Annotated in this window: 19 protein-coding genes and 1 riboswitch; of the genes, 8 read left to right on the top strand and 11 right to left on the bottom strand. The window is 68.8% G+C overall.

The genetic code is table 11. The features are described from left to right. Positions 1-78: 78 nt before the first annotated feature. Positions 79-996, top strand: coding sequence for a LysR family transcriptional regulator (locus ASF44_RS03310; RefSeq protein ID WP_056897714.1), 918 nt, complete (start codon positions 79-81; stop codon positions 994-996). A gap of 7 nt (positions 997-1003) precedes the next feature. Here the strand turns inward: ASF44_RS03310 and alr are convergent, their stop codons facing one another. Further along, positions 1004-2104 (bottom strand): alanine racemase, encoded by a 1101-nt coding sequence (gene alr / locus ASF44_RS03305; RefSeq protein ID WP_056898183.1) that lies wholly within the window; start codon positions 2102-2104, stop codon positions 1004-1006. Positions 2105-2253: 149 nt separating this feature from the next. Here alr and lplT point away from each other — a divergent pair, with 149 nt between their 5' ends. Together lplT and ASF44_RS03295 are read left to right on the top strand one after the other, a co-directional pair. Then, positions 2254-3534 (top strand): lysophospholipid transporter LplT, encoded by a 1281-nt coding sequence (gene lplT, locus ASF44_RS03300; protein ID WP_056897713.1) that lies wholly within the window; start codon positions 2254-2256, stop codon positions 3532-3534. Between the two features lie 10 nt (positions 3535-3544). Beyond that, positions 3545-4030: a glutathione peroxidase gene (locus ASF44_RS03295; RefSeq protein WP_056897712.1), complete on the top strand. Its 486-nt coding sequence runs from the start codon at positions 3545-3547 to the stop codon at positions 4028-4030. A 6-nt stretch (positions 4031-4036) separates the two neighbouring features. Here the strand turns inward: ASF44_RS03295 and glcF are convergent, their stop codons facing one another. From glcF to ASF44_RS03270, 5 genes are all read right to left on the bottom strand, one after another. Next, a complete protein-coding gene (glcF, locus tag ASF44_RS03290; protein WP_056898182.1) occupies positions 4037-5278 on the bottom strand; it encodes a glycolate oxidase subunit GlcF in 1242 nt (413 codons plus the stop codon). A gap of 82 nt (positions 5279-5360) precedes the next feature. Further along, positions 5361-6488: a glycolate oxidase subunit GlcE gene (glcE, locus tag ASF44_RS03285; protein WP_056897711.1), complete on the bottom strand. Its 1128-nt coding sequence runs from the start codon at positions 6486-6488 to the stop codon at positions 5361-5363. A gap of 160 nt (positions 6489-6648) precedes the next feature. Continuing rightward, positions 6649-8064: an ammonium transporter gene (locus ASF44_RS03280; protein ID WP_056897710.1), complete on the bottom strand. Its 1416-nt coding sequence runs from the start codon at positions 8062-8064 to the stop codon at positions 6649-6651. Between the two features lie 31 nt (positions 8065-8095). After that, positions 8096-8434: a P-II family nitrogen regulator gene (gene glnK / locus ASF44_RS03275; RefSeq protein ID WP_056671108.1), complete on the bottom strand. Its 339-nt coding sequence runs from the start codon at positions 8432-8434 to the stop codon at positions 8096-8098. A 24-nt stretch (positions 8435-8458) separates the two neighbouring features. After that, complete coding sequence (locus tag ASF44_RS03270; protein WP_056897709.1) at positions 8459-9205, bottom strand: TorF family putative porin; 747 nt, start codon at positions 9203-9205, stop codon at positions 8459-8461. 209 nt (positions 9206-9414) lie between these two features. Here ASF44_RS03270 and ASF44_RS03265 point away from each other — a divergent pair, with 209 nt between their 5' ends. Beyond that, positions 9415-10953, top strand: a complete 1539-nt coding sequence (locus ASF44_RS03265; protein WP_056897708.1) for a YifB family Mg chelatase-like AAA ATPase — start codon at positions 9415-9417, stop codon at positions 10951-10953. A 4-nt stretch (positions 10954-10957) separates the two neighbouring features. Here ASF44_RS03265 and ASF44_RS03260 read toward each other — a convergent pair whose 3' ends face one another. The 4 genes from ASF44_RS03260 to ASF44_RS03245 all read right to left on the bottom strand — a co-directional run bounded on the left by ASF44_RS03260 (position 10958) and on the right by ASF44_RS03245 (position 16586). Next, positions 10958-11767: a PEP-CTERM/exosortase system-associated acyltransferase gene (locus ASF44_RS03260; protein ID WP_056897707.1), complete on the bottom strand. Its 810-nt coding sequence runs from the start codon at positions 11765-11767 to the stop codon at positions 10958-10960. A gap of 318 nt (positions 11768-12085) precedes the next feature. Beyond that, a complete protein-coding gene (locus tag ASF44_RS03255) occupies positions 12086-12751 on the bottom strand; it encodes a glycine zipper 2TM domain-containing protein (RefSeq protein ID WP_056897706.1) in 666 nt (221 codons plus the stop codon). A 124-nt stretch (positions 12752-12875) separates the two neighbouring features. Further along, on the bottom strand, positions 12876-15650 hold the full coding sequence (metH, locus tag ASF44_RS03250; protein WP_255358184.1) for a methionine synthase: 2775 nt from the start codon (positions 15648-15650) through the stop codon (positions 12876-12878). 34 nt (positions 15651-15684) lie between these two features. Then, positions 15685-15765: riboswitch (S-adenosyl-L-homocysteine riboswitch) on the bottom strand. A 128-nt stretch (positions 15766-15893) separates the two neighbouring features. After that, entirely contained in the window at positions 15894-16586 is a 693-nt protein-coding gene (locus tag ASF44_RS03245; RefSeq protein ID WP_056897705.1) for a GntR family transcriptional regulator, read from the bottom strand. 89 nt (positions 16587-16675) lie between these two features. On the opposite strand from ASF44_RS03245, the gene ASF44_RS03240 reads away from it, so the two are divergent. The 4 genes from ASF44_RS03240 to ASF44_RS03225 are packed head-to-tail and all read left to right on the top strand — an operon-like array spanning position 16676 to position 21115. After that, entirely contained in the window at positions 16676-17653 is a 978-nt protein-coding gene (locus ASF44_RS03240) for a tripartite tricarboxylate transporter substrate binding protein (RefSeq protein ID WP_056898181.1), read from the top strand. Between the two features lie 19 nt (positions 17654-17672). Further along, positions 17673-19403, top strand: coding sequence for an L-arabinonate dehydratase (gene araD, locus ASF44_RS03235; RefSeq protein WP_056897704.1), 1731 nt, complete (start codon positions 17673-17675; stop codon positions 19401-19403). A gap of 14 nt (positions 19404-19417) precedes the next feature. Beyond that, the gene (locus tag ASF44_RS03230; RefSeq protein WP_056897703.1) at positions 19418-20128 is read left to right on the top strand and encodes a ribonuclease activity regulator RraA; all 711 of its coding nucleotides are present in this window, start codon (positions 19418-19420) and stop codon (positions 20126-20128) included. A gap of 27 nt (positions 20129-20155) precedes the next feature. Further along, positions 20156-21115 carry a tripartite tricarboxylate transporter substrate binding protein gene (locus ASF44_RS03225; RefSeq protein WP_056897702.1) on the top strand — a complete coding sequence of 320 codons (960 nt, stop codon included), beginning with the start codon at positions 20156-20158 and terminating at the stop codon, positions 21113-21115. Positions 21116-21459: 344 nt separating this feature from the next. Here the strand turns inward: ASF44_RS03225 and ASF44_RS03220 are convergent, their stop codons facing one another. Then, positions 21460-22026, bottom strand: a complete 567-nt coding sequence (locus ASF44_RS03220) for a hypothetical protein (protein ID WP_056897701.1) — start codon at positions 22024-22026, stop codon at positions 21460-21462. Between the last annotated feature and the right edge of the window lie 176 nt (positions 22027-22202).

Genomic DNA, 22202 nt, shown 5'->3' with positions numbered 1-22202 from the left:
ATGTGTTCCCGCCGCAATGTAGAGTCCGCCCCTTCATCTGTGAATTCGAAAGTTCGGATCAATTCATCGGCATTGCAAATGAATCAGCCGGCCCGCTCCAACGTCTCCATGCGCCAGCTGCAGGCCTTCGTGGCGCTGGCCGAACAGCGCAGCTTCACACGCGCGGCTGCGCAGTGCCATCTGTCGCAACCGGCCTTCAGCGCCTTGATCGGCCAGCTGGAGGCCGCGCTGGGCCTGCGCCTGTTCGACCGCAGCACGCGCCATGTGGCGCCCACGCCCGAGGGGTTGGAATTCGAGCTTTCGGCGCGGCGCGTGCTGGCCGAGTTCGACGCGGCGCTGGCCGGCGTGTCGGACCAGCTGGCCCTGCGGCGCGGCCGGGTGTCGATCGCCCTGCTGCCTTCGCTGGCGGCAGGCTGGCTGCCGGGCATCCTGCGCGACTACCGCGCCGCCCATCCCGGTGTGGAGATCGCCGTGTCCGATGTGCTGTCCGAACCCTGCGTGGAACTGGTGCGCCAGGGCCAGGCCGATTTCGCGCTGGCCGCCGTGCGCGCCGACACGCAGGAGCTGCGCGCCGAGCCTTTCTGCAGCGACGACTTCCATCTGGTGTGCCCGGCCGGCCACCCGCTGGCACGGCTGCGCGAGATCCGCCCGCGCGACGTGGCGGCCTATCCGTTCGTGCACATGGCGCGCAACTCCAGCGTGCGCCAGTACCTGGATGCGGCCCTGCATCCGCTGCAGATGCAGACGCTCATGGAGGTGGACCAGCTCGCCACCGCCATGGGCATGGTGCGCGCCGGCCTGGGCGTGAGCATGATGCCGGCGCTGACGCTGTTCCACTTCGCGCAGCCGGGCCTGGTGACGCGGCCGCTGGCCTGGAGTGGGCTCAAGCGCCGCATCTACCTCGTGCGCCGGCGCGAGCGCAGCCTCTCGCTGGCGGCACAGAGCCTGTACGAACGCGTGAAGGCCAGCCCGCCCAGCCTGGCGGCGGCGGCCTGAGGGCCGGTCAGTCGGTGGCCACGACCACCGGCACGCGCGGCGCCAGTGCGCACATGAGCTCGTAGCCCACGGTGCCTCCCGCGTGGGCGACCTCGTCGACGGGCAGCACGGCACCGTTGCCGGCCTGGCCCCAGAGCGTGACCGCGCTGCCCAGCGCCGCCTGCGGCACGGGCGTGAGGTCGACCGTCACCATGTCCATGCTGACGCGGCCGACCAGCCGCGTGCGCACGCCGTCCACCAGCACCGGCGTGCCGGTGCCGCAGTGGCGCGGATAGCCGTCGGCATAGCCGCAGGCGACGACGCCGATGCGCATGGCGGTGTCGGCGACGAAGCTGGAGCCATAGCCCACGCTGTCGCCGGGCAGCAGCTCCTGCACGCCGATGACCTTGGAGGCCAGCGTCATGGCGGGCTGCAGCCCCCAGTGCGCGGCATCGAAGCCCGGATGGTCGGGCGCGCCGCCGTAGACGGCGATGCCGGGCCGCACCCAGTCTCCGCGCACGCCGGGGCTGTCGGCATGGCGCAGCGTGGCGGCGCTGTTGGCCACGCTGCGCTCGCCGGGCAGGTCGCGCGTGGCCTCGTCGAAGGCGGCCATCTGCGCGGCGATGCCCTTGGCGCCATCGGCATCGCTGAAGTGCGTCATCAGCGAGATCTCCTCGACCTGGGGCAGCGCATCCAGCCGCATCCAGGCGGTGCGAAAGCTCGCCGGCGCAAAGCCCAGCCGGTTCATGCCCGAGTTGAGCTTGAGAAACACGCGGTGGCCCTGCTGCGTCTTGTGCGCGGCCAGCCAGTCGATCTGCGCCTCGCAGTGCACGGCATGCCAGAGCGACAGGCGCGAGCACAGCTCCAGGTCGCGCGGTTCGAACACGCCTTCGAGCAGCAGGATGGGGCCGCGCCAGCCCAATGCACGCACGCGTTCGGCCTCGGCCAGGTCGAGCAGCGCAAAGCCGTCGGCCCCGCGCAATGCTTCGAACACGCGCTCGATGCCGTGGCCGTAGGCGTTGGCCTTGACCACCGCCCAGACCCTGGAATCGCCAGCCGAACGGCGCGCACGCTGCAGGTTGTTGCGCAGTGCAGCATGGTGGATCGTGGCTTGGATGGGACGGGGCATGGCAGGAAGTGCGGCGTTGTGCAACCGCGCAACGGTGGCAAGGACTTGAAGAATTCTCGCATTGGCCCCGTGATATAACCGCCGGCCACTTGACCAGACAAGCTCTTATCACTTTGCATCAGCTCCACTGATCGCCCCCACGACATGCGATGAAGCGCGGTTTTTTCACCATCATGTCGGCCCAGTTCTTTTCGTCGCTGGCCGACAACGCGATCTTCATTGCCGCGATCGAGCTGCTGCGCGCCAGCGGTGCACCGGACTGGCAGCGCGCCGCGCTGGTGCCGATGTTCGCGCTGTTCTACGTGATCCTCGCGCCCTTCGTGGGTGCCTTCGCCGACGCCATGCCCAAGGGCAAGGTGATGTTCCTGAGCAATGCGATCAAGGTGGTCGGCTGCCTCATGATGCTGTTCGGCAGCCACCCGCTCATGGCCTACGCCATCGTCGGCCTGGGGGCCGCGGCCTACTCGCCCGCCAAGTACGGCATCCTCACCGAGCTGCTGCCGCCCTCGCAGCTCGTCAAGGCCAATGGCTGGATCGAGGGCCTGACCATCGGCTCCATCATCCTGGGCGTGCTGCTGGGCGGCCAGCTGGTGGGCCATGCGGTGTCCAGCCGCCTGCTGGCGATCGACCTGCCGTTCGTGGACACCGGCATCGACACACCGGCCGAAGGCGCCATCGCCGTGCTGGTGTTCATCTACGCCATCGCGGCTTGGATCAACACGCGCATTCCCGCCACCGGCGTGCCCATGCGGCCCATGCCCAAGAACACGATGGCGCTGCTGCCCGATTTCTGGCGCTGCAACTCGCGGCTGTGGAACGACCGGCTGGGCCAGATCTCGCTGTCCACCACCACGCTGTTCTGGGGCGTGTCGGGCAACCTGCGCTATATCGTGCTGGCCTGGGCCGCAGCGGCGCTGGGCTACAGCACCACGCAGGCCTCCTCGCTGGTGGGCGTGGTGGCCATCGGCACGGCCGCCGGCGCGGTGATCGCCTCGATGCGCATGAAGCTGGACATGGCCACGCGCGTGATGCCGCTGGGCATCGCCATGGGCCTGCTGGTGATCGGCATGAACTTCATCGACAACGTCTGGGTGGCCGCGCCCTTCCTGATCCTGCTGGGCGGGCTGGGCGGCTTCCTGGTGGTGCCGATGAACGCGCTGCTGCAGCACCGCGGCCACAACCTCATGGGCGCCGGCCGTTCGATCGCGGTGCAGAATTTCAACGAGCAGGCCTGCATCCTGGGCCTGGGCGCGTTCTACAGCCTGTCGACCGGGCTGGGCCTGTCGGCGTTCGGCGCCATCACGGCCTTCGGCATCGTGGTGGCGGGCTTCATGTTCGTGATCCAGCGCTGGCACCAGTACAACTGCCGCGTGCACACCGACGAGGTCGAGCACCTGCTGGAAATCGCCCGCAACGACCACACGCACTGAGGCACCGGACATGACCGCCGTCTACGACTTCGAAGCCCTGGACATCGCCGGCCGGCCGGTTGCGCTGGCGCAGTTCAAGGGCAAGCCGCTGCTGATCGTCAACACCGCCAGCGCCTGCGGCTTCACGCCGCAGTTCGCGGGGCTGGAGCAACTGCACAAGACCTATGGCGGCCAGGGCCTGGTGGTGCTGGGCTTTCCGTGCAACCAGTTCGGCCGCCAGGACCCGGGCAGCAACGACGAGATCGGCGCGTTCTGCCAGAAGAACTACGGCGTGAGCTTCCAGATGATGGGCAAGATCGACGTCAACGGCGACGACGCCCATCCGCTGTACCAGTGGCTCACGCGCGAGGCGCCAGGCCTGCTGGGCACCAAGGCCATCAAGTGGAACTTCACCAAGTTCCTGGTCGGCAAGGATGGCCAGGTGCTCAAGCGCTATGCCCCGACCGACAAGCCCGAGAGCCTGGGCCAGGACATCGCGGCCGCGCTCGCCGCCTGACCGCGCTCAGGCGGGCAAGGCCTCGTCCAGCACTTCCACCCAGTGCCGCACGGGCGTGCTGCAACCGCCCTGCAGGTGGGTGATGCAGCCGATGTTGGCCGACACGATGGTCTCGGGCGCCAGCGCCTGCAGGTGGCCGAGCTTGCGGTCGCGCAACTGCTGCGCGATCTCGGGCTGCAACACCGAATAGGTGCCGGCCGAGCCGCAGCACAGGTGCGATTCGCTGGCGGCGACCTGCACGTCGAAGCCCAGCGCGCCCATGTGGCGCTCGACCAGGCCGCGCAGCTGCTGGCCGTGCTGCAAGGTGCAGGGGGGGTGGAAGGCCAGCACGCCGGACGGCTTCTTCCCCGCGAAGCGCGGGGCCAATCCTTCGGCGATCTGCGGCAGCAACTCCGTCAGGTCGCGCGCCAGGCTGCTCACGCGGCGGGCCTTCTCGGCATAGGCCGGATCGCCCTGCAGCACATGGCCGTAGTCCTTGACCATCACGCTGCAGCCAGAGGCGTTGACGACGATGGCCTCGACTGCGGTGTCGCCCTCGCCGCGCACATAGGGCCACCAGGCGTCGATGTTGGCGCGCATCTGGACCTTGGCGGCGTCCTGGTCGTTCAGGTGGAACTTGACGGCGCCGCAGCAGCCGCCGGCCGGCACGCGCACGGCCGTGATGCCGACCGCGTCGAGCACACGCGCCGTGGCCCGGTCGATGCCGGGCGCCATGGACGGCTGCACGCAGCCCTCGGGCAGCAACACCTTGCGCGCATGGCGGCGCTGCGGCCACGCGCCCGGCGGGCGGCGCTCGGGCACCTTGGCGCGCAGCTTGCCGGGCAACAGGCCGCGCACGGCCTGGCCCACGCGCATGGCCGGCGCGAAACCGGCCGAGGGCAGCCCCTCCTTGAGCGCCCAGCGCACGGCGCGTTCGCCGGCCGGGCGCGGCACCTTGGCATCGACGAGCTTGCGGCCGATGTCGACCAGGTGGCCGTAGTCCACGCCGGAAGGGCAGGTGCTTTCGCAGTTGCGGCAGGTCAGGCAGCGGTCCAGGTGCAGCTGCGTGGCCCGCGTGGGCTCGGCGCCTTCGAGCACCTGCTTCATGAGGTAGATGCGGCCGCGCGGGCCGTCCAGCTCGTCGCCCAGCAGCTGGTAGGTGGGGCAGGTGGCGGTGCAGAAGCCGCAGTGCACGCACTTGCGCAGGATGGCCTCGGCCGCGATGCCGTCGGGCGTGCCCTGGTACTCGGGGGACAGATTGGTTTGCATGATCAGTGGCACCCGGCCGCCAGCAACCACCGATGCGCCCCCTCGGGGGGCAGCGATACACGAAGCGGTGAGCGTGGGGGTGTCATGTTTGGAAATCCGGGTGCAGGCGGCCGCGGTTGAAGATGCCGGCCGGATCGAACGAGGCCTTGAGCGCACGGTGGATGCGCTCGAGTGCCGGCGGCAACGGATCGAAGAACGCGGCGCGTGCGCCGCTGCGCTCGCCGGCCGCGGCCAGGAACAGCGTGGCACTGCCGCCAGCGGCGCGTGCCGCCGCGCGCACGGCCCCGGCCTGCGCGGGCGGGGCGGCCAGCCAGCGCTGGCCGCCATGCCATTCGATGAGCGGATCGCCGGGCAGGTCGAGCACCGGTGCCGTCTGCGGCACAGAGAGGCGCCACAGGTCGCGCGTGCTGCCGGCGTCGGGCCAGGGCATGCGCAGGTCGCGCCGGGCCTGCCAGAAGTGCGCGGCTTCGCCGGGCGCCAGCGCTGTGCCGCCGAGGCGGCCGCAGGCGGCTTCCACGGCCGCCACGGCACCACGCAGGCGCAGCGTGAGGCCCTCGCCGGCCTGCCAGCAGCTGGCATTGAGCGGCAAGGGCTGGCCGCCCCAGGCATGCAGCTGGCGCAGCGCTTCGTGCTGCGGCAGGTCGAAGCGCAGCGTGGCTTCGGCCGGCGCCACGGGCAGCACCTTGAGGCTCATCTCCGTGACCACGCCCAGCGTGCCCAGTGCGCCGGCCATGAGCCGCGACACGTCATAGCCGGCCACGTTCTTCATGACCTGGCCGCCGAAGCGCAGCAACTCGCCGCGGCCGTTGAGCAGCTCCAGTCCCAGCACGAAGTCGCGCACTGCGCCGCTGCTGGCACGCGCCGGACCCGACAAGCCTGCGGCCAGCATGCCGCCGCAGGTGGCGCGGCTGGGCGCGGCCGCATCGCTGCCAGGCAGGTGGTGCGGGGGTTCGAACGGCAGGCACTGGCCGCGTTCGGCCAGCACGGCCTCGAGTTCCGCCAGCGGCGTGCCGGCACGCACGGTCACCACCAGTTCGCTGGGCTCGTAGCTGACGATGCCCGCCACGCCGCGCACGTCCAGCGGCTCGCCCACCAGCGACTGGCCGTAGCCGTCCTTGCTGCCACCGCCGACGATGCGCAGCGCCTGGCCGCTCGCGGCAGCGGCGCGCACGCGCGCGACGGTCTCCTCCAGTGGGGTCGTTGTCGTCATGCGGGCGATGGTAAGGCGCACCGCCGGGCGTGGCCTTGAGCTTTTTTCAAGGCGGCCATGAACAAAAAAAGGCCCGCAGAGCTTGCGCTCCGCGGGCCCAACCTCTTCAGGAGACCTCGCTCGTGTCGGGCGCGGCGGGTGGTCCGCCGCGCCATTCCCCTCAGCGGTTGTAGGCCGTCTCGCCGTGCGACGAGATGTCCAGGCCTTCGCGTTCTTCCTCTTCCGTGACCCGCAGGCCCACCGTCATGTCGGCGATCTTGTAGGCGATGAAAGAGACCACACCCGACCACACGATGGTGAACAGCACGCTCTTGATCTGGATCCAGACCTGGGCGCCCATGGCGAAGGTGTCGGGCGTCAGGCCGCCGGTGCCACCCAGGCTCTGGGCCGCGAACACGCCGGTCAGGATGGCACCCACGATGCCGCCCACGCCGTGCACGCCGAACACGTCGAACGAGTCGTCGGCACCCAGCATGCGCTTCAAGCCACCCACGCCCCACAGGCAGACCAGGCCGGCGATCAGGCCCAGCACGATGGAGCCCATCGGGCCGACGAAGCCAGCGGCGGGCGTCACGGCGACCAGGCCGGCAACGGCACCGGACGCAGCGCCCAGCATCGAGGCCTTGCCCTTGTGCAGGCTCTCGCCCAGGATCCAGGACAGCGTGGCGGCAGCCGTGGCCAGCACGGTGTTGACGAAGGCCAGGCCGGCTGCGCCGTTGGCGGCACCGGCGGAGCCGGCGTTGAAGCCGAACCAGCCCACCCACAGCAGCGAGGCACCGACCATGGTCAGCGTCAGCGAGTGCGGCGTGAAGGCTTCGCGGCCGTAGCCGATGCGCTTGCCCAGCACGTAGGCACCCACCAGGCCGGCGACACCGGCGTTGATGTGCACCACGGTGCCGCCGGCGAAGTCCAGCGCGCCATCCTTGCCCAGCAGGCCGCCGCCCCACACGATGTGGGCCATCGGCACGTAGCTGAAGGTGAACCACAGCACGGCGAACACCAGCACGCCGGCGAACTTGATGCGTTCGGCGAACGAGCCGACGATCAGCGCCACCGTGATGGCCGCGAACGTGCCCTGGAAGGCGACGAACACGTATTCCGGGATGGTCGTCAGCGCGCCGAAGGTCTCGGTGGTGACGCCCTTCAGGAAGATCTTGTCGAATCCGCCATAGAAGTTGCCGTCGCCCGAGAACGCCAGGCTGTAGCCGTAGATCGCCCACAGGATGCTGATGAGCGAGAAGATCACGAAGATCTGCATCAGCACGGACAGCATGTTCTTGGAACGCGCCAGGCCGCCGTAGAACAGGGCCAGGCCGGGCAACGTCATCAGGATGACCAGCAGCGTGGAGGTCAGCATCCAGGCGGTGTCGCCGGAATCGACTTTGGGAACCGGTGCCGCGGCCGGTGCGGCCTCGGCCGCAGCGGGTGCCGCAGCTGGCGCAGCGGCAGCAGCTGGGGCTTCGGCCGCAGGTGCTGCGGCAGATGCCGGCTCAGCGGCCGGCGCCTGGGCCAGCGCCATGGATCCCCCGATCCACACGCCCATGCCAAGAAGGAGAGAAGCAAATAGTTTTTTCATTGCCGATGTTCTTTCTGAAGGGAGCGCGCTGTTACAGCGCCTCCTTGCCGGTTTCGCCGGTGCGGATGCGCACGACCTGCTCGACGTCGTACACGAAGATCTTGCCGTCGCCGATCTTGCCGGTGCGCGCGGCGCTCTCGACCGCTTCGATCACGCGGTCGACGAGGTCGTCGGACACGGCCGCTTCGATCTTGACCTTGGGCAGGAAGTCGACCACGTATTCCGCGCCGCGGTACAGCTCGGTGTGGCCCTTCTGGCGCCCGAAGCCCTTGACTTCGGTCACGGTGATGCCTTGCACACCGATGCCGGACAAGGCCTCGCGGACCTCGTCGAGCTTGAACGGTTTGATGACCGCCGTTACGAGTTTCATGGCTGGCTCCTCAGGAACAAAAAATCAGAATGCGTACTTGATGCCGACCACCACCGTCGTCTTGCCGGCGAACTTGTCGTTGATGGTGCGGTAGTTGGCCTTGTTGGCATCGGTGCCGATCAGCGCAGCCGATGCAGACCAGCCGCTGCCCAGGTCCTTGCCCAGCGTCAGCGAGTAGTCGGTGTAGGAATAGTCGCCATCGACCTTGACCTTCTGGTAGCCGATGTGCGGCGTCAGCGACCAGCCGTTGCCGAGGTCGAAGGCGGCCGACAGGTCCACGTAGTAGCTGTTCTTGCTGTCGTCGAAGCCGAACAGGTCGCTGATGGCATGCGAGTACTTCAACGTGAACATGCTGTAGGTCACGGCGCCGTACAGCTCGGTGGTGTTGGGGCTGTTGACCAGGTCGTGGCCGGGGTACTGGTAGCGCAGCACGCCCACGTCGTAGCCGATGGCGCCAGCCGTGCCCTTGTAGCCGCCGTAGAAGTCGATCTCGACCGGCGCATCGCCACCGCCGTCCTTGATCCACTTGATCGTGGTGGCCCAGGTGCCCACGTAGAAGCCGCTGGAGTGCACGAAATCGATGCCGCCCTGCACGGCAGCCTGCTGGCGCGACTGCGTCAGGCCGCGGTAGCGGTAATCGGTCACGACACCAGCGTTGTAGCTCAGCGTGTAATCCGGGGCGGGCGCAGCAGGGGCGGCGGTCTGTGCGAATGCGGCGCCGGACAGGGCGAGGCCGGCAAGGATCAGGCTCTTGGGGATGCTCACGTTCATGGGTCGTTCTCCGGGATGTAAAAAATGGTGGCGCAGTTCCTCAATGCACGGAGCGTGCCAATCGGAACCAGGCTTTCCCGCCAGCTGCGCAAGGGTTTGGAACGTTTGGCAGCACACGCAAGTTCTGGTGGCCGCACGAATTTGGTGCATTCGGCCGCGGTTCGCGCCATCATGGTTAGACAAGCACCGAAATAGGGAGAACTTCAACAATGGGCCTGTCTTTGGTGCAAAGCCGTGTGCTGGTCGGCCTGCAAGCACCAGCGGTCACCGTCGAGGTGCATCTGGCCAACGGCCTGCCCAGCTTCACGCTCGTGGGGCTTGCGCACACGGAGGTGAAGGAAGCGCGCGAGCGCGTGCGCTCGGCCATCCAGAACGCGGGGCTGGCGTTCCCGCACAACAAGAGGATCACGGTCAACCTCGCGCCAGCCGATCTGCCCAAGGATTCCGGCCGGTTCGACCTGCCGATCGCGCTGGGCATCCTGGCAGCCAGCGGGCAGGTCGATGCCGGACGGCTGGCCGGTTACGAGTTCGCAGGGGAGCTGTCGCTGTCGGGCGAGCTGCGGCCCGTGCACGGCGCGCTGGCATTGAGCCTGGCGCTGCACGACCAGGCAACGCCCGTGACGCTGGTCCTGCCGCCCGGCAGCGCCGAGGAAGCCGCTTTGGTGCCGGACATGCGCGTGGTGCGCGCCAGGCATCTGCTGGATGTGGTGGCCGCCTTGCAGCCGGAGAACGGCCCGGCAGCGGAGCCCGGCGAAGGCTGGGCCCGGCTGGCGCCCGGTCTTCCTCAGGCCGCCGCCAACGGCCTGGACCTGGCCGATGTCAAAGGCCAGGCCGCGGCCAAGCGGGCGCTGGAGATCGCCGCCGCAGGCGGCCACAGCGTGCTGCTGGTCGGATCGCCGGGCAGTGGCAAGTCCATGCTGGCGCAGCGCTTCGCCGACCTGCTGCCTCCGATGCGCACCGAGGAGGCGCTGCAAAGCGCAGCGGTCGCCAGCCTGGCCGGCCACTTCTCGCTGGCGCAATGGATGCGCAGGCCAACGCGGACACCCCACCACACGGCCAGCGCCGTGGCGCTGGTGGGCGGAGGGTCGCCACCCCGCCCGGGCGAAATTTCGCTGGCCCACCACGGAGTTCTCTTCCTGGACGAACTGGTCGAATTCCCGAGGGCTGCGCTGGAGGCGCTGCGCGAACCCCTGGAAACCGGCCGCATCGCCATCGCACGCGCGACCCAGCGGGCCGAATTCCCTGCGCGCTTCCTGCTCATCGCCGCGATGAACCCTTGCCCCTGCGGCTACTTCGGCGCCACGCACCGGGCCTGCCGCTGCAGCCCGGACCAGGTCACGCGCTACCAGTCCAAGCTCAGCGGCCCGCTGCTGGACCGGATCGACCTGCACCTGGAAGTGGCCGCGCTGTCGCCGCATGAGTTGCTGGACACCCCGCCGGCCGAGAGCACGGACACGGTGCGCGCGCGCTGCACCGCGGCGCGCGCACTGGCACTGCAGCGTCAAGGCCAGTGCAACCAGGCCCTCGCGGGCCAGGAACTGGAGCGCCACGCACAGCGCACCGAAGAGGCCAGCCGTTTCCTGAACCACGCCGCGGCGCGACTGGGCTGGTCGGCACGCGGCATCCACCGGGCGCTGCGCGTGGCGCGCACGATTGCCGACCTGGAAGGCAGCGACACGCTGCAGAGCAGCCACATCGCCGAAGCGGTGCAATACCGCCGCGCGCTGCGCAGCCCCGGACCGGCCTGAACGCTCAGGCGCTCAGCGGCGCACCCTGGGTGACCGGCGCATCGGCCAGTTCCTGCTGGGCCATGGCGTCGTGCAACAGGTAGCAGGTGTCCATCTGCGCATGCACCTCATGCCAGATCGGCCGCACCATGGCGCGCAGGCTGCTGTAGACCTGCGAGACGCGCATCAGTGAAGGAATGCGCATGCCGCGGTGTTCGATCGGCGCGCCGATGGCCTCGATCTGCACGCCGCCGCGTGCGAAGTGCTTGGCCAGGCGCGGCTCGGTCAGCGTGAACAGGTACTCGACACCGGCGCGCTGTGCCAGCGCCACGGCGCCGAAATACAGGCTCACGGGAATGTTGGGAAAGCGGGCCACGGGGTGGCTGGAACTGTCGCGGGCGGACAGCGCCACCGGGCGGTGCAGCTCCCCGCGACGGCGGCGGAACTCCCCCATGACGGCCAGCCGCGACACCTCGGCGATGCGCTCGCGCGGCAGCGCCGCCGGATCGATGATGCTGCGGTCCAGCGTGTCACGGCAGGAATGCTCGAAGGGCAGCAGGCGTTGCCGGTCCTGCGGGTCGGTCAGGACCACGCGGGCGCAACCGACGGGGCGGACATTGTCGTCATTGGTGCGGACAATGCAGTGCAGCGCGTGCCGGTCGTAGCCATCCACCTCGCGCTGGTCCTCGCGGACGGGCTCGAAGCCGAGCTCCCGCGCATACACATCGTGGCGCACAAAATACACCTCTTCCCGCGCAGCAGCGTCCAAAGCTGGTGCAATGCGGAAATATTGGCCAAATCGCTCACTGGCTGACAAGGTCGCGAATGTTTTCATGACTTTTAAGTGTTCTGCAGTTGCGCGATATGCCCAACGTGTGTAGGACGATGCTAGTGTTTTTTGTAGGCCAACACCGCTACAAAATGTCAGTAAGCGTGAATAGTTCCCTTGACACGACGCGAAGTGGAGCTTTTTTTTGTTCCACTTTTGTTACGCATCGGCTTTTGCAACATTGCTGCGGGCAATTTGCGCAAGGCGAAGAGCAAAAGCGGCGCACGACGACCACGCGCTGTCGATGAACAACGCAAAAAAGCCAGGCGCCTTTCGGGCCTGGCTTGTGGATGGTCGCGCTGGGGCGGTCGACAGGGTGCCGGGTCAGCCGCTCCAGGCCGTGGAATGGCTGCGCGCCCTGGCGGTGCCGCCTTGCACCAGCACGGGGCTGCCCACGGCCACGGCCTCGTTTTGCTCCACGGTGCGCACGCTGCCGTCGTCCATGCGGACGCGCACGGCATAACGCGTGCTCTGGCGCACGCGCTTTTCGACCTCGTTGCCGGCCCAGCCGCCGCCCACGGCACCCAGCACGGTGGCCACCGCGCGGCCACTGCCGCCGCCGACCTGGTTGCCCAGGACGCCGCCCACCACGCCACCGGCCACCGCACCCACGCCGCTGCCCTGGCCAGCGCGCTGCACGGCAGTCACGGAGACGACCGTGCCACAGCTGTCGCAGCGCGCCACCTGCGCCACCGGCGGTACAGCGGCGGCAGGCGCCCGGACCACTGCCGGCGCGACGCGGGGCACCACTGGCGTGGCCGGCGCGTTCTGGGGCGCCGGCTTGGCGGTGGCCGTCGTCGGCGCACCATCGAAGGGCACCAGGCCCGCTGCCGTGCTGGCCGATGGCTCAGCCGCGCTGCGGGGCAGGTGCGTGCCCAACAGGGTGCCACCCAGGCCGGCGACAGCCACGGCGAGCGCGCCGACCGCCAGCCACAGAGGCCGGTTGCCCGAGCGGGCGGGGATCGAAGGAGAAGTCTGGTGTTCTTGCATTTGGCAATCCTCGAAACGGGCGCCAACGCGCCCCGTGGATGCCAAGGCTATGCAAGCGGCGTCGCCGCCCGGTGTCTCTTTTGTAAGACACCGTAAAACTGTCGCAACGGCTGCACCGCAGTTTTCAGAGTTGCGGTGCCAGCGCCCGCTCGAGTTCGTTGACCGCCACGCCGCGCCGGCGCGCCAGGTCTTCGACCTGGTCCTGGCCGATCTTGCCAACGTTGAAGTAGGTGCTGTCCGGGTGGCCCAGATAGAAGCCGCTCACACTGGCCGCGGGCGTCATGGCCCAGCTGTCGGTCAGGCCCATGCCGATGTCCTCGCAGTGCAGCAGCGCGAACATGTCCTTCTTCACGCTGTGCTCGGGGCAGGCCGGGTAGCCCGGCGCCGGGCGGATGCCGCGGTACTGCTCGCGCACCAGCTGGTCGTTGTCCAGCTGCTCGCCGGCCGCGTAGCCCCACAGGTCGGTTCGCACGCGGTGGTGCAGGCATTCGGCGAAGGCTTCGGCCAGGCGGTCGGCCAGGGCCTTGAACATGATGGCCGAGTAGTCGTCCAGGTCGTCGACGAAGCGCTTCTCGCGCGCCTCGGCGCCGATGCCGGCCGTGACCGCGAACATGCCGGCGTAGTCGGCCACGCCGCTGCTGGCTGGCGCGACGAAGTCGGCCAGGCAGCGGCTGGGCCGCGGCACGCCGTCGATGACCTGCTTCTCGGTCTGCTGGCGCAGGCCGTGCCAGGTCAGCGCGGTCTGGTTGCGCGTCTCGTCGGTGTAGAACGCGATGTCGTCGTCGGCCACGCTGGCGGCCGGGTACAGCGCCACGATGCCGTTGGCCGTGAGCCAGCGGCCTTCGATGATCCGCTGCAGCATGCGCTTGCCGTCGCTGAACACGCGCTGGGCCTCGGTGCCGACGACCTCGTCCTTCAGGATGGCCGGGAACGGGCCCGCCAGATCCCAGGTCTGGAAGAACGGGCCCCAGTCGATGTACCTGGCCAGTTCCGCGAGGTCGAAGTTCCTGAACACGCGGCGGCCGATGAACTTGGGCGCCGTCGGCCGGTAGGCGGCCCAGTCGATGGCCGTCTTGTTGGCACGCGCCTTGGCCAGCGGCCACAGCGGCACCTGCTTCTTGTTGGCGTGCTGGTGGCGCACCTTGTCGTAGTCGGCGTTGAGCTCGGCGATGTAGGCACTGGCCTGGTCCGACAACAGGCTCTGCGCCACGCCCACGCTGCGCGAGGCGTCCGGCACATACACCACGGGGCCTTCGTAGTGCGGCGCGATCTTCACGGCCGTGTGCACGCGGCTGGTGGTGGCGCCGCCGATCAAGAGCGGGATCTTCTTGATGCGGAAGTGCTCGTCCTTCTGCATCTCGCCGGCCACGTACTGCATCTCTTCAAGGCTGGGCGTGATCAGGCCCGACAGGCCGACGATGTCCGCGCCCTCGACCTTGGCCTTGGCCAGGATCTCGTGGCACGGGACCATCACGCCCATGTTCACCACCTCGAAGTTGTTGCACTGGAGCACGACGGTCACGATGTTCTTGCCGATGTCGTGCACATCCCCCTTCACGGTGGCGATGACGATCTTGCCCTTGCTGCGCACGTCGCGGCCGGCCGCCTCGTCGCGCAGCTTCTCTTCCTCGATGTAGGGAATCAGGTGGGCCACGGCCGACTTCATCACGCGCGCCGACTTCACCACCTGCGGCAGGAACATCTTGCCGGCGCCGAACAGGTCGCCCACGATGTTCATGCCGGCCATCAGCGGGCCTTCGATCACGTGCAGCGGGCGGCCGCCCTTGGCCAGGATGGCTTGGTAGGCCTCTTCGGTGTCGGGCACGATGAAGTCGGTGATGCCGTGCACCATGGCGTGGGCCAGGCGCTGCTCCACGGTGGCCGGCGCCTCGGGCGTGCCGCGCCATTCGAGCTTCTTGCTCTCGTCCTTGGCGCCGCTCTTGGCGCTCTCGGCGATCTCGACCAGGCGCTCGCCGGCGTCGGGCCGCCGGTTCAGCACCACGTCTTCCACGCGTTCGCGCAGCTGGGGTTCCAGGTCGTCGTAGACGCCGACCATGCCGGCGTTGACGATGCCCATGTCCATGCCGGCGGCGATCGCGTGGTACAGGAACACGGTGTGGATCGCCTCGCGCACCGGGTCGTTGCCGCGGAAGCTGAAGCTCACGTTCGACACGCCGCCCGACACCTTGGCGCCCGGCAGGTTCTGCTTGATCCAGCGCACCGCCTCGATGAAGTCGACCGCGTAGTTGTTGTGCTCCTCGATGCCGGTGGCCACCGCGAAGATGTTGGGGTCGAAGATGATGTCCTCGGGCGGGAAGCCGACTTCGTCGACCAGGATGCGGTAGGCACGCTCGCAAATCTCGGTCTTGCGCGCGAAGGTGTCGGCCTGGCCCACCTCGTCGAAGGCCATGACCACGGCCGCCGCGCCGTAGCGCCGCACGAGCCGCGCCTCGTGCTTGAACTTCTCGACGCCCTCCTTCATGGAGATCGAGTTGACGATCCCCTTGCCCTGGATGCAGCGCAGGCCGGCCTCGATCACCTCCCACTTGGAGCTGTCCACCATGATGGGCACGCGCGCGATGTCGGGCTCGCTGGCGATCAGGTTCAGGAAGCGCACCATGGCCGCCTTGCTGTCCAGCATGGCCTCGTCCATGTTGATGTCGATGACCTGGGCGCCGTTCTCCACCTGCTGGCGCGCGACCGACAGGGCCTGGTCGAACTCCCCGTTCAGGATCATGCGGGCGAAGGCCTTGGAGCCGGTGACGTTGGTGCGCTCGCCGATGTTGACGAACAGCGTGCCGGCGCCAATGGAAACGGGCTCCAGGCCCGACAGGCGCATGGGCGGCGGTGCGCCGGCGGCGTCGGGCGTGGTCGAAAGGGCAGCGGGGTCGTGGGTCATGGTCTCACCTGGGCATCCGATCGGGCGATCAAGGGGCCGGTGAGCGTCGTTGCGGATGCGGTCCCAAGCCTGACGGGCATCTGTCGATCGGCCCGCTGCAACGCTCCTTGGGAAGGCAGCGATTGTAGGCCGTGGCTTGGCCCCCGAAGATGCCGATGCTGGACGAATCAAATGCGCAGACGCGGTGACAGTTGCGCGCGGCGCCGGTCGTCAGGTGCGCGGCCTGGAACTGCTCGACAAGGCTCAGGGCTCGACCACGTAATCCGGAAAGTGCTGCCGGATCTCTTCTACCGCCGACAGCGTGCCCGACAGGTGGACGCGCACAGCCTCCTGCGCCGCCAACGCATCGCCTGCCGCGATGCCGGCCGTGATCGCGCGGTGGTCGCGCAGGATGGACGCGGTCTTGCCCGCCGTGGGCAGATGCAGCCGGCGCAGCCTGTCCACATGGCCTGAACTGCGGCCGACCAGATCCCACAGCGGTTCCATGCCGGCCGCCGCGTACATCAGGCGGTGGAACGCACGGTCGGCCGCGACGAACTCGTTGTACTGCTGGGCCTCGGCCAGTGCCTGCTGCAAGGCCACCTGCCGTTCCAACGCGGCCACTAGGCCCGCGGGCGGCTGCTCGGCCAGTTCGCGCACCAGCTCCAGTTCGATCGCGCGCCGCAGGAAATGCGCCTGCCGTGCGGCGGTCAGGTCGATCCGGCTGACCAGCGTGGCGTGCTGCGGGAACACGTCCACCAGCCCCTCCTCGCTGAGCCGCAGCAGCGCCTCGCGCACGGGCGTCTGGCTCACCCCGAACTGCTCGGCCAGCGCCTGGCGCGCCAGCACGGTGCCCGGCACCAATTCCAGGTCCAGGATGGCCTCGCGCAGCCGCTCCAGCACCTGCGGCGCGGCCAGGCGCTGACGGTCCAGGCGGATCTTCGGGAGGGCATTCATGTCGGGCGATTCTGCATTGACGTACTAATATATTAGTGTTTCAATCCCGCGCCAACAAGTCCCACCAAACCGAGACACAGGAGATGCACATGCACCGTCGCACGATGATCCAGGGCGCGCTGTCCACCATGGCCACCGTGGCACTGCCCGCACTGGCCCAGGGCAGCTGGCCCACCGGCAAGGCGATCACCTATATCGTCCCGTTCCCGCCCGGCGGCAACACCGACACGCTGGCCCGCGTGATCGCGCCGGCACTGTCGACCGCATTGGGCACGCCCGTGGTCATCGACAACAAGGGCGGTGCAGGCGGCAGCGTGGGTTCGACCATCGCGGCGCGCGCCGCGCCGGACGGCTACACCATCCTGGGTGGCACCATCAGCTCGCACTCCATCAACGGCAGCCTGTACGCCAAGCTGGACTACGACCCGGTCAAGTCTTTCGCGCCCGTCGCGATGCTGGGTTCCGGGCCGCTGGTGCTCGTGGTCAACGCGAGCAGCCCCTACAAGACCCTGAACGACGTGCTGGCCGCCAGCCGCGCCAAGCAAGGCGGCCTGTCCTCGGCCTCGCCCGGCAACGGCACCTCGCCGCACATGGCGCTGGCCTTGCTGAGCTACCAGTCCGGCGTGGCGTTCACGCACGTGCCCTACAAGGGCAGCGGCCCGGCCGTGCAGGATGTCGTCGGCGGCCAAGTGGACATGATGTTCGACACCACGCTGATCGTGGGCCCGCACATCCAGTCCGGCAAGCTGCGGCCCATCGCGGTCAGCAGCGCCAAGCGGCTCGAGTCGCTGCCCGACGTGCCCACCATCGCCGAAGCCGGCCAGAAGGGCTTCGACATGGGCTCGTGGCAGGCGGTGTTCGCACCCGCCGGCACGCCCAAGCCCATCGTCGACCGGCTGCACGCCGAGATCATGAAGATCGTTGCCACGCCCGAGGTGCAGGCCCGGCTCAGGGGCTTCGGCATGCTGCCGTCCGACATGACGCCGGCCCAGCTCGGCGAGTACCAGAAGAGCGAGGTCGAGAAATGGGCCAAGGTGATCAAGGCCGCCGGCATCAAGGCTGAATGAGCCCCCACGGAATCCCCCGATGACACGACGCACCTACGACAGCCTGCGCAGCGCGCGCTGGTTCGCCCCCGACGACTTCCGCTCTTTCGGCCACCGCTCGCGCGTGCTGCAGATGGGCTATGGCTACGAGGACTGGAAGGGCAAGCCCATCATCGCCATCGTCAACACCTGGAGCGATGCCAACCAGTGCCACACGCACTTCAAGCAGCGTGTGGAAGACGTCAAGCGCGGCGTGCTGCAGGCCGGCGGATTTCCGCTGGAGCTGCCCGCCATCAGCCTGTCGGAGAGCATGGTCAAGCCCACCACCATGCTGTACCGCAACTTCCTCGCGATGGAGACGGAGGAACTGCTGCGCAGCCACCCGGTGGACGGTGCCGTGCTGATGGGCGGCTGCGACAAGACCACGCCGGGCCTGACCATGGGTGCGCTGTCCATGGGCATCCCCTTCCTCTACCTGCCGGCCGGCCCCATGCTGCGCGGCAACTGGAGGGGCAAGGTCCTGGGCTCGGGCTCGGACGCCTTCAAGTACTGGGACGAGCGCCGCGCGGGCCGCCTGTCGGACCAGTCGTGGAACGAGATGGAAGCCGGCATCGCGCGCAGCCACGGCACCTGCATGACCATGGGCACGGCCGCCACCATGATGGGCATCGCCGAATCCATCGGCCTGACCTTGCCGGGCGCCTCCAGCATCCCCGCGGCCGATGCCAACCATGTGCGCATGAGCGCGGAGTGCGGCCGCCGCATCGTCGACATGGTCTGGGACGACCTGACGCCGGCCAAGATGCTCACGCGCGCCAACTTCGAGAACGGCATTGCCTGCGCCATGGCCATGGGCTGCTCGACCAACGCCATCATCCACCTGATCGCCATGTCGCGGCGCGCCGGCCACCCGGTCACGCTGGACGACTTCGACGCCTTCAGCCGCCGCGTGCAGGTCATCGCCAACATCCGGCCCAGCGGCGACGCCTACCTGATGGAAGACTTCTTCTACGCCGGCGGCCTGCGCGCGATGCTGGAACGCATCCGCCCGCACCTCAAGACCGAGGCGCTGACCGTCAACGGCAAGACCCTCGGCGAGAACATCGCAGGCAGCGAGGTCTACCACGACGACGTGATCCGCCCGCTCGACAAGCCGATCTACGCCGAAGGCGCGCTGGCCGTGCTGCGCGGCAACCTGGCGCCCGACGGCGTGGTCATCAAGCCCAGCGCGGTCGCGCCGTACCTGCTGCGCCACACCGGCCGTGCATTGGTCTTCGACGACTACCCCAGCCTCAAGAAGGCTGTGGACGACCCGGACCTGGACGTGACGGGCGACGACATCCTGGTGCTGCGCAACGCCGGCCCGCTGGGCGCCGGCATGCCCGAATGGGGCATGCTGCCGATCCCGACCAAGCTGCTCAAGCTGGGCGTGAAGGACATGCTGCGCCTGTCCGACGCGCGCATGAGCGGCACGAGCTACGGCGGCTGCCTGCTGCACTGCTCGCCCGAGGCGGCCATCGGCGGCCCGCTGGCGCTGGTGAAGACCGGCGACCGCATCACGGTCGATGTGCCCGCGCGCAGCATCCACCTGGAGATCAGCGACGAGGAGATGGCGCAACGCAAGGCTGCGTGGACCCCGCCGCCCCCGCGCTACGAACGCGGCTACGGCTGGATGTTCGGCCGGCACATCAAGCAGGCCAACGAGGGCTGTGACTTCGACTTCCTCGAAACCACCTTCGGCAAGCCCGTGCCCGAACCCGACATCTTCTGACCAGGAACCCATCCATGAAGCAAGAGACCCGCGACCAGCTGATGAAGGTCAGCACCGCCACCCTGTGCACCGCGCTGTTCAAACGCGGCCTGCGCAACCAGATGATCCAGAACGTGCGCCCGCTGAACCCCAACGGCCCCAACATGGTCGGCGAGGCCTTCACGCTGCGCTACATGCCGGCGCGCGAGGACCGCAACGGCATCGCCGTGTTCCAGAACCGCGACCACCCGCAGCGCGCGGCCGTGGAGCAATGCCCGCCCGGCGCCGTGATGGTCATCGACAGCCGCAAGGATGCGCGCGCCGCCTCGGCCGGCGGCATCCTGGTGGCGCGGCTGATGCAGCGCGGCGTGGCCGGCGTGGTGACGGATGGCGGCTTTCGGGACAGCCCCGACATCGCCAAATACGCCATGCCGGCCTACCACGTCCAGCCCAGCGCCCCGACCAACCTGACGCTGCACGAGGCCATCGAGATCAACGGCCCCATCGGCTGCGGCGACGCGCCGGTGTTCCCGGGCGACGTCATCGTCGGCGACGCCGAGGGCGTGCTGGTGATCCCCGCGCATCTGGCCGACGAAATCGCCGTGGAGGCCACCGAGATGACGGTCTTCGAGGACTTCGTGCAGGAGAAGGTCATGGAAGGCCGCAGCATCCTGGGCCTGTATCCGCCGACCGAAGAAAAGAGCCGCACGGACTTCGCCGAATGGCGCAAGGCCAAGGGCCGCTGAGCGTCGTCAACCACCTGGAGGAGACACATGCAACGCAGAACATTCGCCCTGGCCGCCACGCTGGTGCTGGCCGCCCCCGGCTTCGCCCAGACCTTCCCGACCAAGCCCATGACCATCGTCGTGCCCGCCTCCCCGGGCGGTGCGATCGATCTGGCCGCGCGCCTGATCGGCCAGAAGTTCACCGAGGCCTGGGGCCAGCCCGTCGTCATCGACAACAAGACCGGCGCCACCGGCGTGATCGGCACCGACTTCGTGGCCAAGGCTGCGCCCGACGGCCACGTGCTGGCGCTGGTGGCCAGCAGCCACGCCATCAACCCCAGCATGTTCAAGAAGCTGCCGTTCGACACGGTCAAGAGCTTCGAGCCGGTGGTGCAGACGCACACGGTGCCGCTGGTGCTCGTGGTGGCGCCCGACTCGCCGTTCAAGACCCTGCAGGACGTGATCGCCTTCGGCAAGAAGAACCCGGGGCAGCTCAGCTTCGCGTCCAGCGGCAACGGCGGCGCACCGCATTTCTCGGGCGAACTGTTCCAGAGCATGGCCGGCCTGCAGATGCAGCACATCCCCTACAAGGGCAGCACGCTGGCGCACCCGGACCTCATGAGCGGCCGCGTGTCCATCATGTTCGACACGCTGGCCGCGACCAGCGCCCAGATCAAGGGCGGCAAGCTGCGCGCACTGGCCGTGACCACGCCCAAGCGCCTGCCGGCCCTGCCCGACGTGCCCACCGTGGCCGAAGCCGGCCTGGCCGGCTACGAGACCAGCACCTGGGGCGGTCTGCTGGCCCCGGCCGGCACACCCAAGGCCGTGGTCGCCAAGCTGGCGGCCGAGACCACGCGCATCCTCGCCCTGCCCGATGTGCGCGAACGCATGCTGGCCGCCGGTGTGGAACCCGTGGGCGGCACGCCCGAGCAGTTCACGGCCTTCATCGCGAGCGAGATGGTGAAGTGGGGCAAGGTGGCGAAGGCGGCGGGCATCGAGCCGGAATGAGCGCCGAAGCGGTGCGGCCCCGGCAGCGGCGCACCGCAATGGCCCACCGCGGCGGCGTCAGCCGCGGGCCACGCAGCAGCGGCACTTGTGAAGGTGGGAGCACAGAACGTCCCAGCGCTCGGCGATGGCGGATGGGGGTGCATCGGCCACCGCGCGGGTGCCCAGGTCCCGCACACGTCCTCCGGCCCCTGCACCGCTGCGCTGCAGCGGTTCGGCGCCCTGGCGCTCGCCATCCAGTGGCGGCACTGCAGCCTTCGGTCTGCCTGTTCTCATCGCGACACCTCCGCTTGGAAGACGTCGCGCAAGCACGCAAGACCGATGCCGGCCCGGCGTAGGGCCAACCGCTAGGGGCGCGCCATCGGGATCTGCAGGTTCGTCGGCCGGTTCTGCTCCGTGTCGAACCCGCGGCCGTCCACATGGCGGGCGCCCCAGAACAGCATGCCGTGCGAGAGCAGCACCAGGTCGTACTCCATGAAATGGCGGCCCGCCACCAGGCCGAACGGCGCGAAGTCCTTGCCGAACACGCTCTGCGCCGTGCCGACCGTCCAGGGCGCGTAGCCCTGCGCGGCCACCTTGTTCAGCACATCGGCAAAGCCCTGCGCCAGCGGCGTGACCTCATAGGTCTCGTCCGCCACGAAATCCACCTTCTGCGCCCCGGGCGCCACCGGATGCGCGCCCCGCCAGGCCATGTGGCCGCGGATCAGGATGCGCGCCAGCGGCACCTTACCGTTGGCATCGGCGGCATTGACGATGGCCAGCTCGCACCGGTCGCCGTCCAGGTAGCGGAACTGGCGCTGCAGGTAGAAGGGCTTGGGCGAGCCGTCCGGATTGCGGGCGGTGCTGGGCCGCACTTCGGTGGCGATGCTGTTCCAGTCGCCCAGCAGGGCGGCCTTGGTCTGTTCGAGGGTCATGGCAGGACGGGATGGGGATGGGGATGGAGAAACGGCGCCGGTGCCGGCGCAGCCGACCAAGGCCAGCGCAGCCAGGCCCATCGCCAGGCGGGAAAACAAGGACGCGAACATGCGTGTGCGGTGCAGTGGGGAGACCGGCATTGCACCATCGGCCTTGGGCCGTTGCATGCGCCATC

This window comes from Pseudorhodoferax sp. Leaf274, assembly GCF_001422445.1.
Lineage (GTDB): Bacteria > Pseudomonadota > Gammaproteobacteria > Burkholderiales > Burkholderiaceae_C > Pseudorhodoferax.
The sequence above is the reverse complement of the archived record's forward strand: the minus strand, read 5'-3'. Positions and strand labels throughout refer to the sequence as shown.

Coding starts and splice junctions, on each gene's coding strand:
- ASF44_RS03310 (WP_056897714.1), top strand. CDS start 79: ATGAATCAGCCGGCCCGCTCCAACGTCTCCATGCGCCAGCTGCAGGCC.
- alr (WP_056898183.1), bottom strand. CDS start 2,104: ATGCCCCGTCCCATCCAAGCCACGATCCACCATGCTGCACTGCGCAAC.
- lplT (WP_056897713.1), top strand. CDS start 2,254: ATGAAGCGCGGTTTTTTCACCATCATGTCGGCCCAGTTCTTTTCGTCG.
- ASF44_RS03295 (WP_056897712.1), top strand. CDS start 3,545: ATGACCGCCGTCTACGACTTCGAAGCCCTGGACATCGCCGGCCGGCCG.
- glcF (WP_056898182.1), bottom strand. CDS start 5,278: ATGCAAACCAATCTGTCCCCCGAGTACCAGGGCACGCCCGACGGCATC.
- glcE (WP_056897711.1), bottom strand. CDS start 6,488: ATGACGACAACGACCCCACTGGAGGAGACCGTCGCGCGCGTGCGCGCC.
- ASF44_RS03280 (WP_056897710.1), bottom strand. CDS start 8,064: ATGAAAAAACTATTTGCTTCTCTCCTTCTTGGCATGGGCGTGTGGATC.
- glnK (WP_056671108.1), bottom strand. CDS start 8,434: ATGAAACTCGTAACGGCGGTCATCAAACCGTTCAAGCTCGACGAGGTC.
- ASF44_RS03270 (WP_056897709.1), bottom strand. CDS start 9,205: ATGAACGTGAGCATCCCCAAGAGCCTGATCCTTGCCGGCCTCGCCCTG.
- ASF44_RS03265 (WP_056897708.1), top strand. CDS start 9,415: ATGGGCCTGTCTTTGGTGCAAAGCCGTGTGCTGGTCGGCCTGCAAGCA.
- ASF44_RS03260 (WP_056897707.1), bottom strand. CDS start 11,767: ATGAAAACATTCGCGACCTTGTCAGCCAGTGAGCGATTTGGCCAATAT.
- ASF44_RS03255 (WP_056897706.1), bottom strand. CDS start 12,751: ATGCAAGAACACCAGACTTCTCCTTCGATCCCCGCCCGCTCGGGCAAC.
- metH (WP_255358184.1), bottom strand. CDS start 15,650: ATGACCCACGACCCCGCTGCCCTTTCGACCACGCCCGACGCCGCCGGC.
- ASF44_RS03245 (WP_056897705.1), bottom strand. CDS start 16,586: ATGAATGCCCTCCCGAAGATCCGCCTGGACCGTCAGCGCCTGGCCGCG.
- ASF44_RS03240 (WP_056898181.1), top strand. CDS start 16,676: ATGCACCGTCGCACGATGATCCAGGGCGCGCTGTCCACCATGGCCACC.
- araD (WP_056897704.1), top strand. CDS start 17,673: ATGACACGACGCACCTACGACAGCCTGCGCAGCGCGCGCTGGTTCGCC.
- ASF44_RS03230 (WP_056897703.1), top strand. CDS start 19,418: ATGAAGCAAGAGACCCGCGACCAGCTGATGAAGGTCAGCACCGCCACC.
- ASF44_RS03225 (WP_056897702.1), top strand. CDS start 20,156: ATGCAACGCAGAACATTCGCCCTGGCCGCCACGCTGGTGCTGGCCGCC.
- ASF44_RS03220 (WP_056897701.1), bottom strand. CDS start 22,026: ATGACCCTCGAACAGACCAAGGCCGCCCTGCTGGGCGACTGGAACAGC.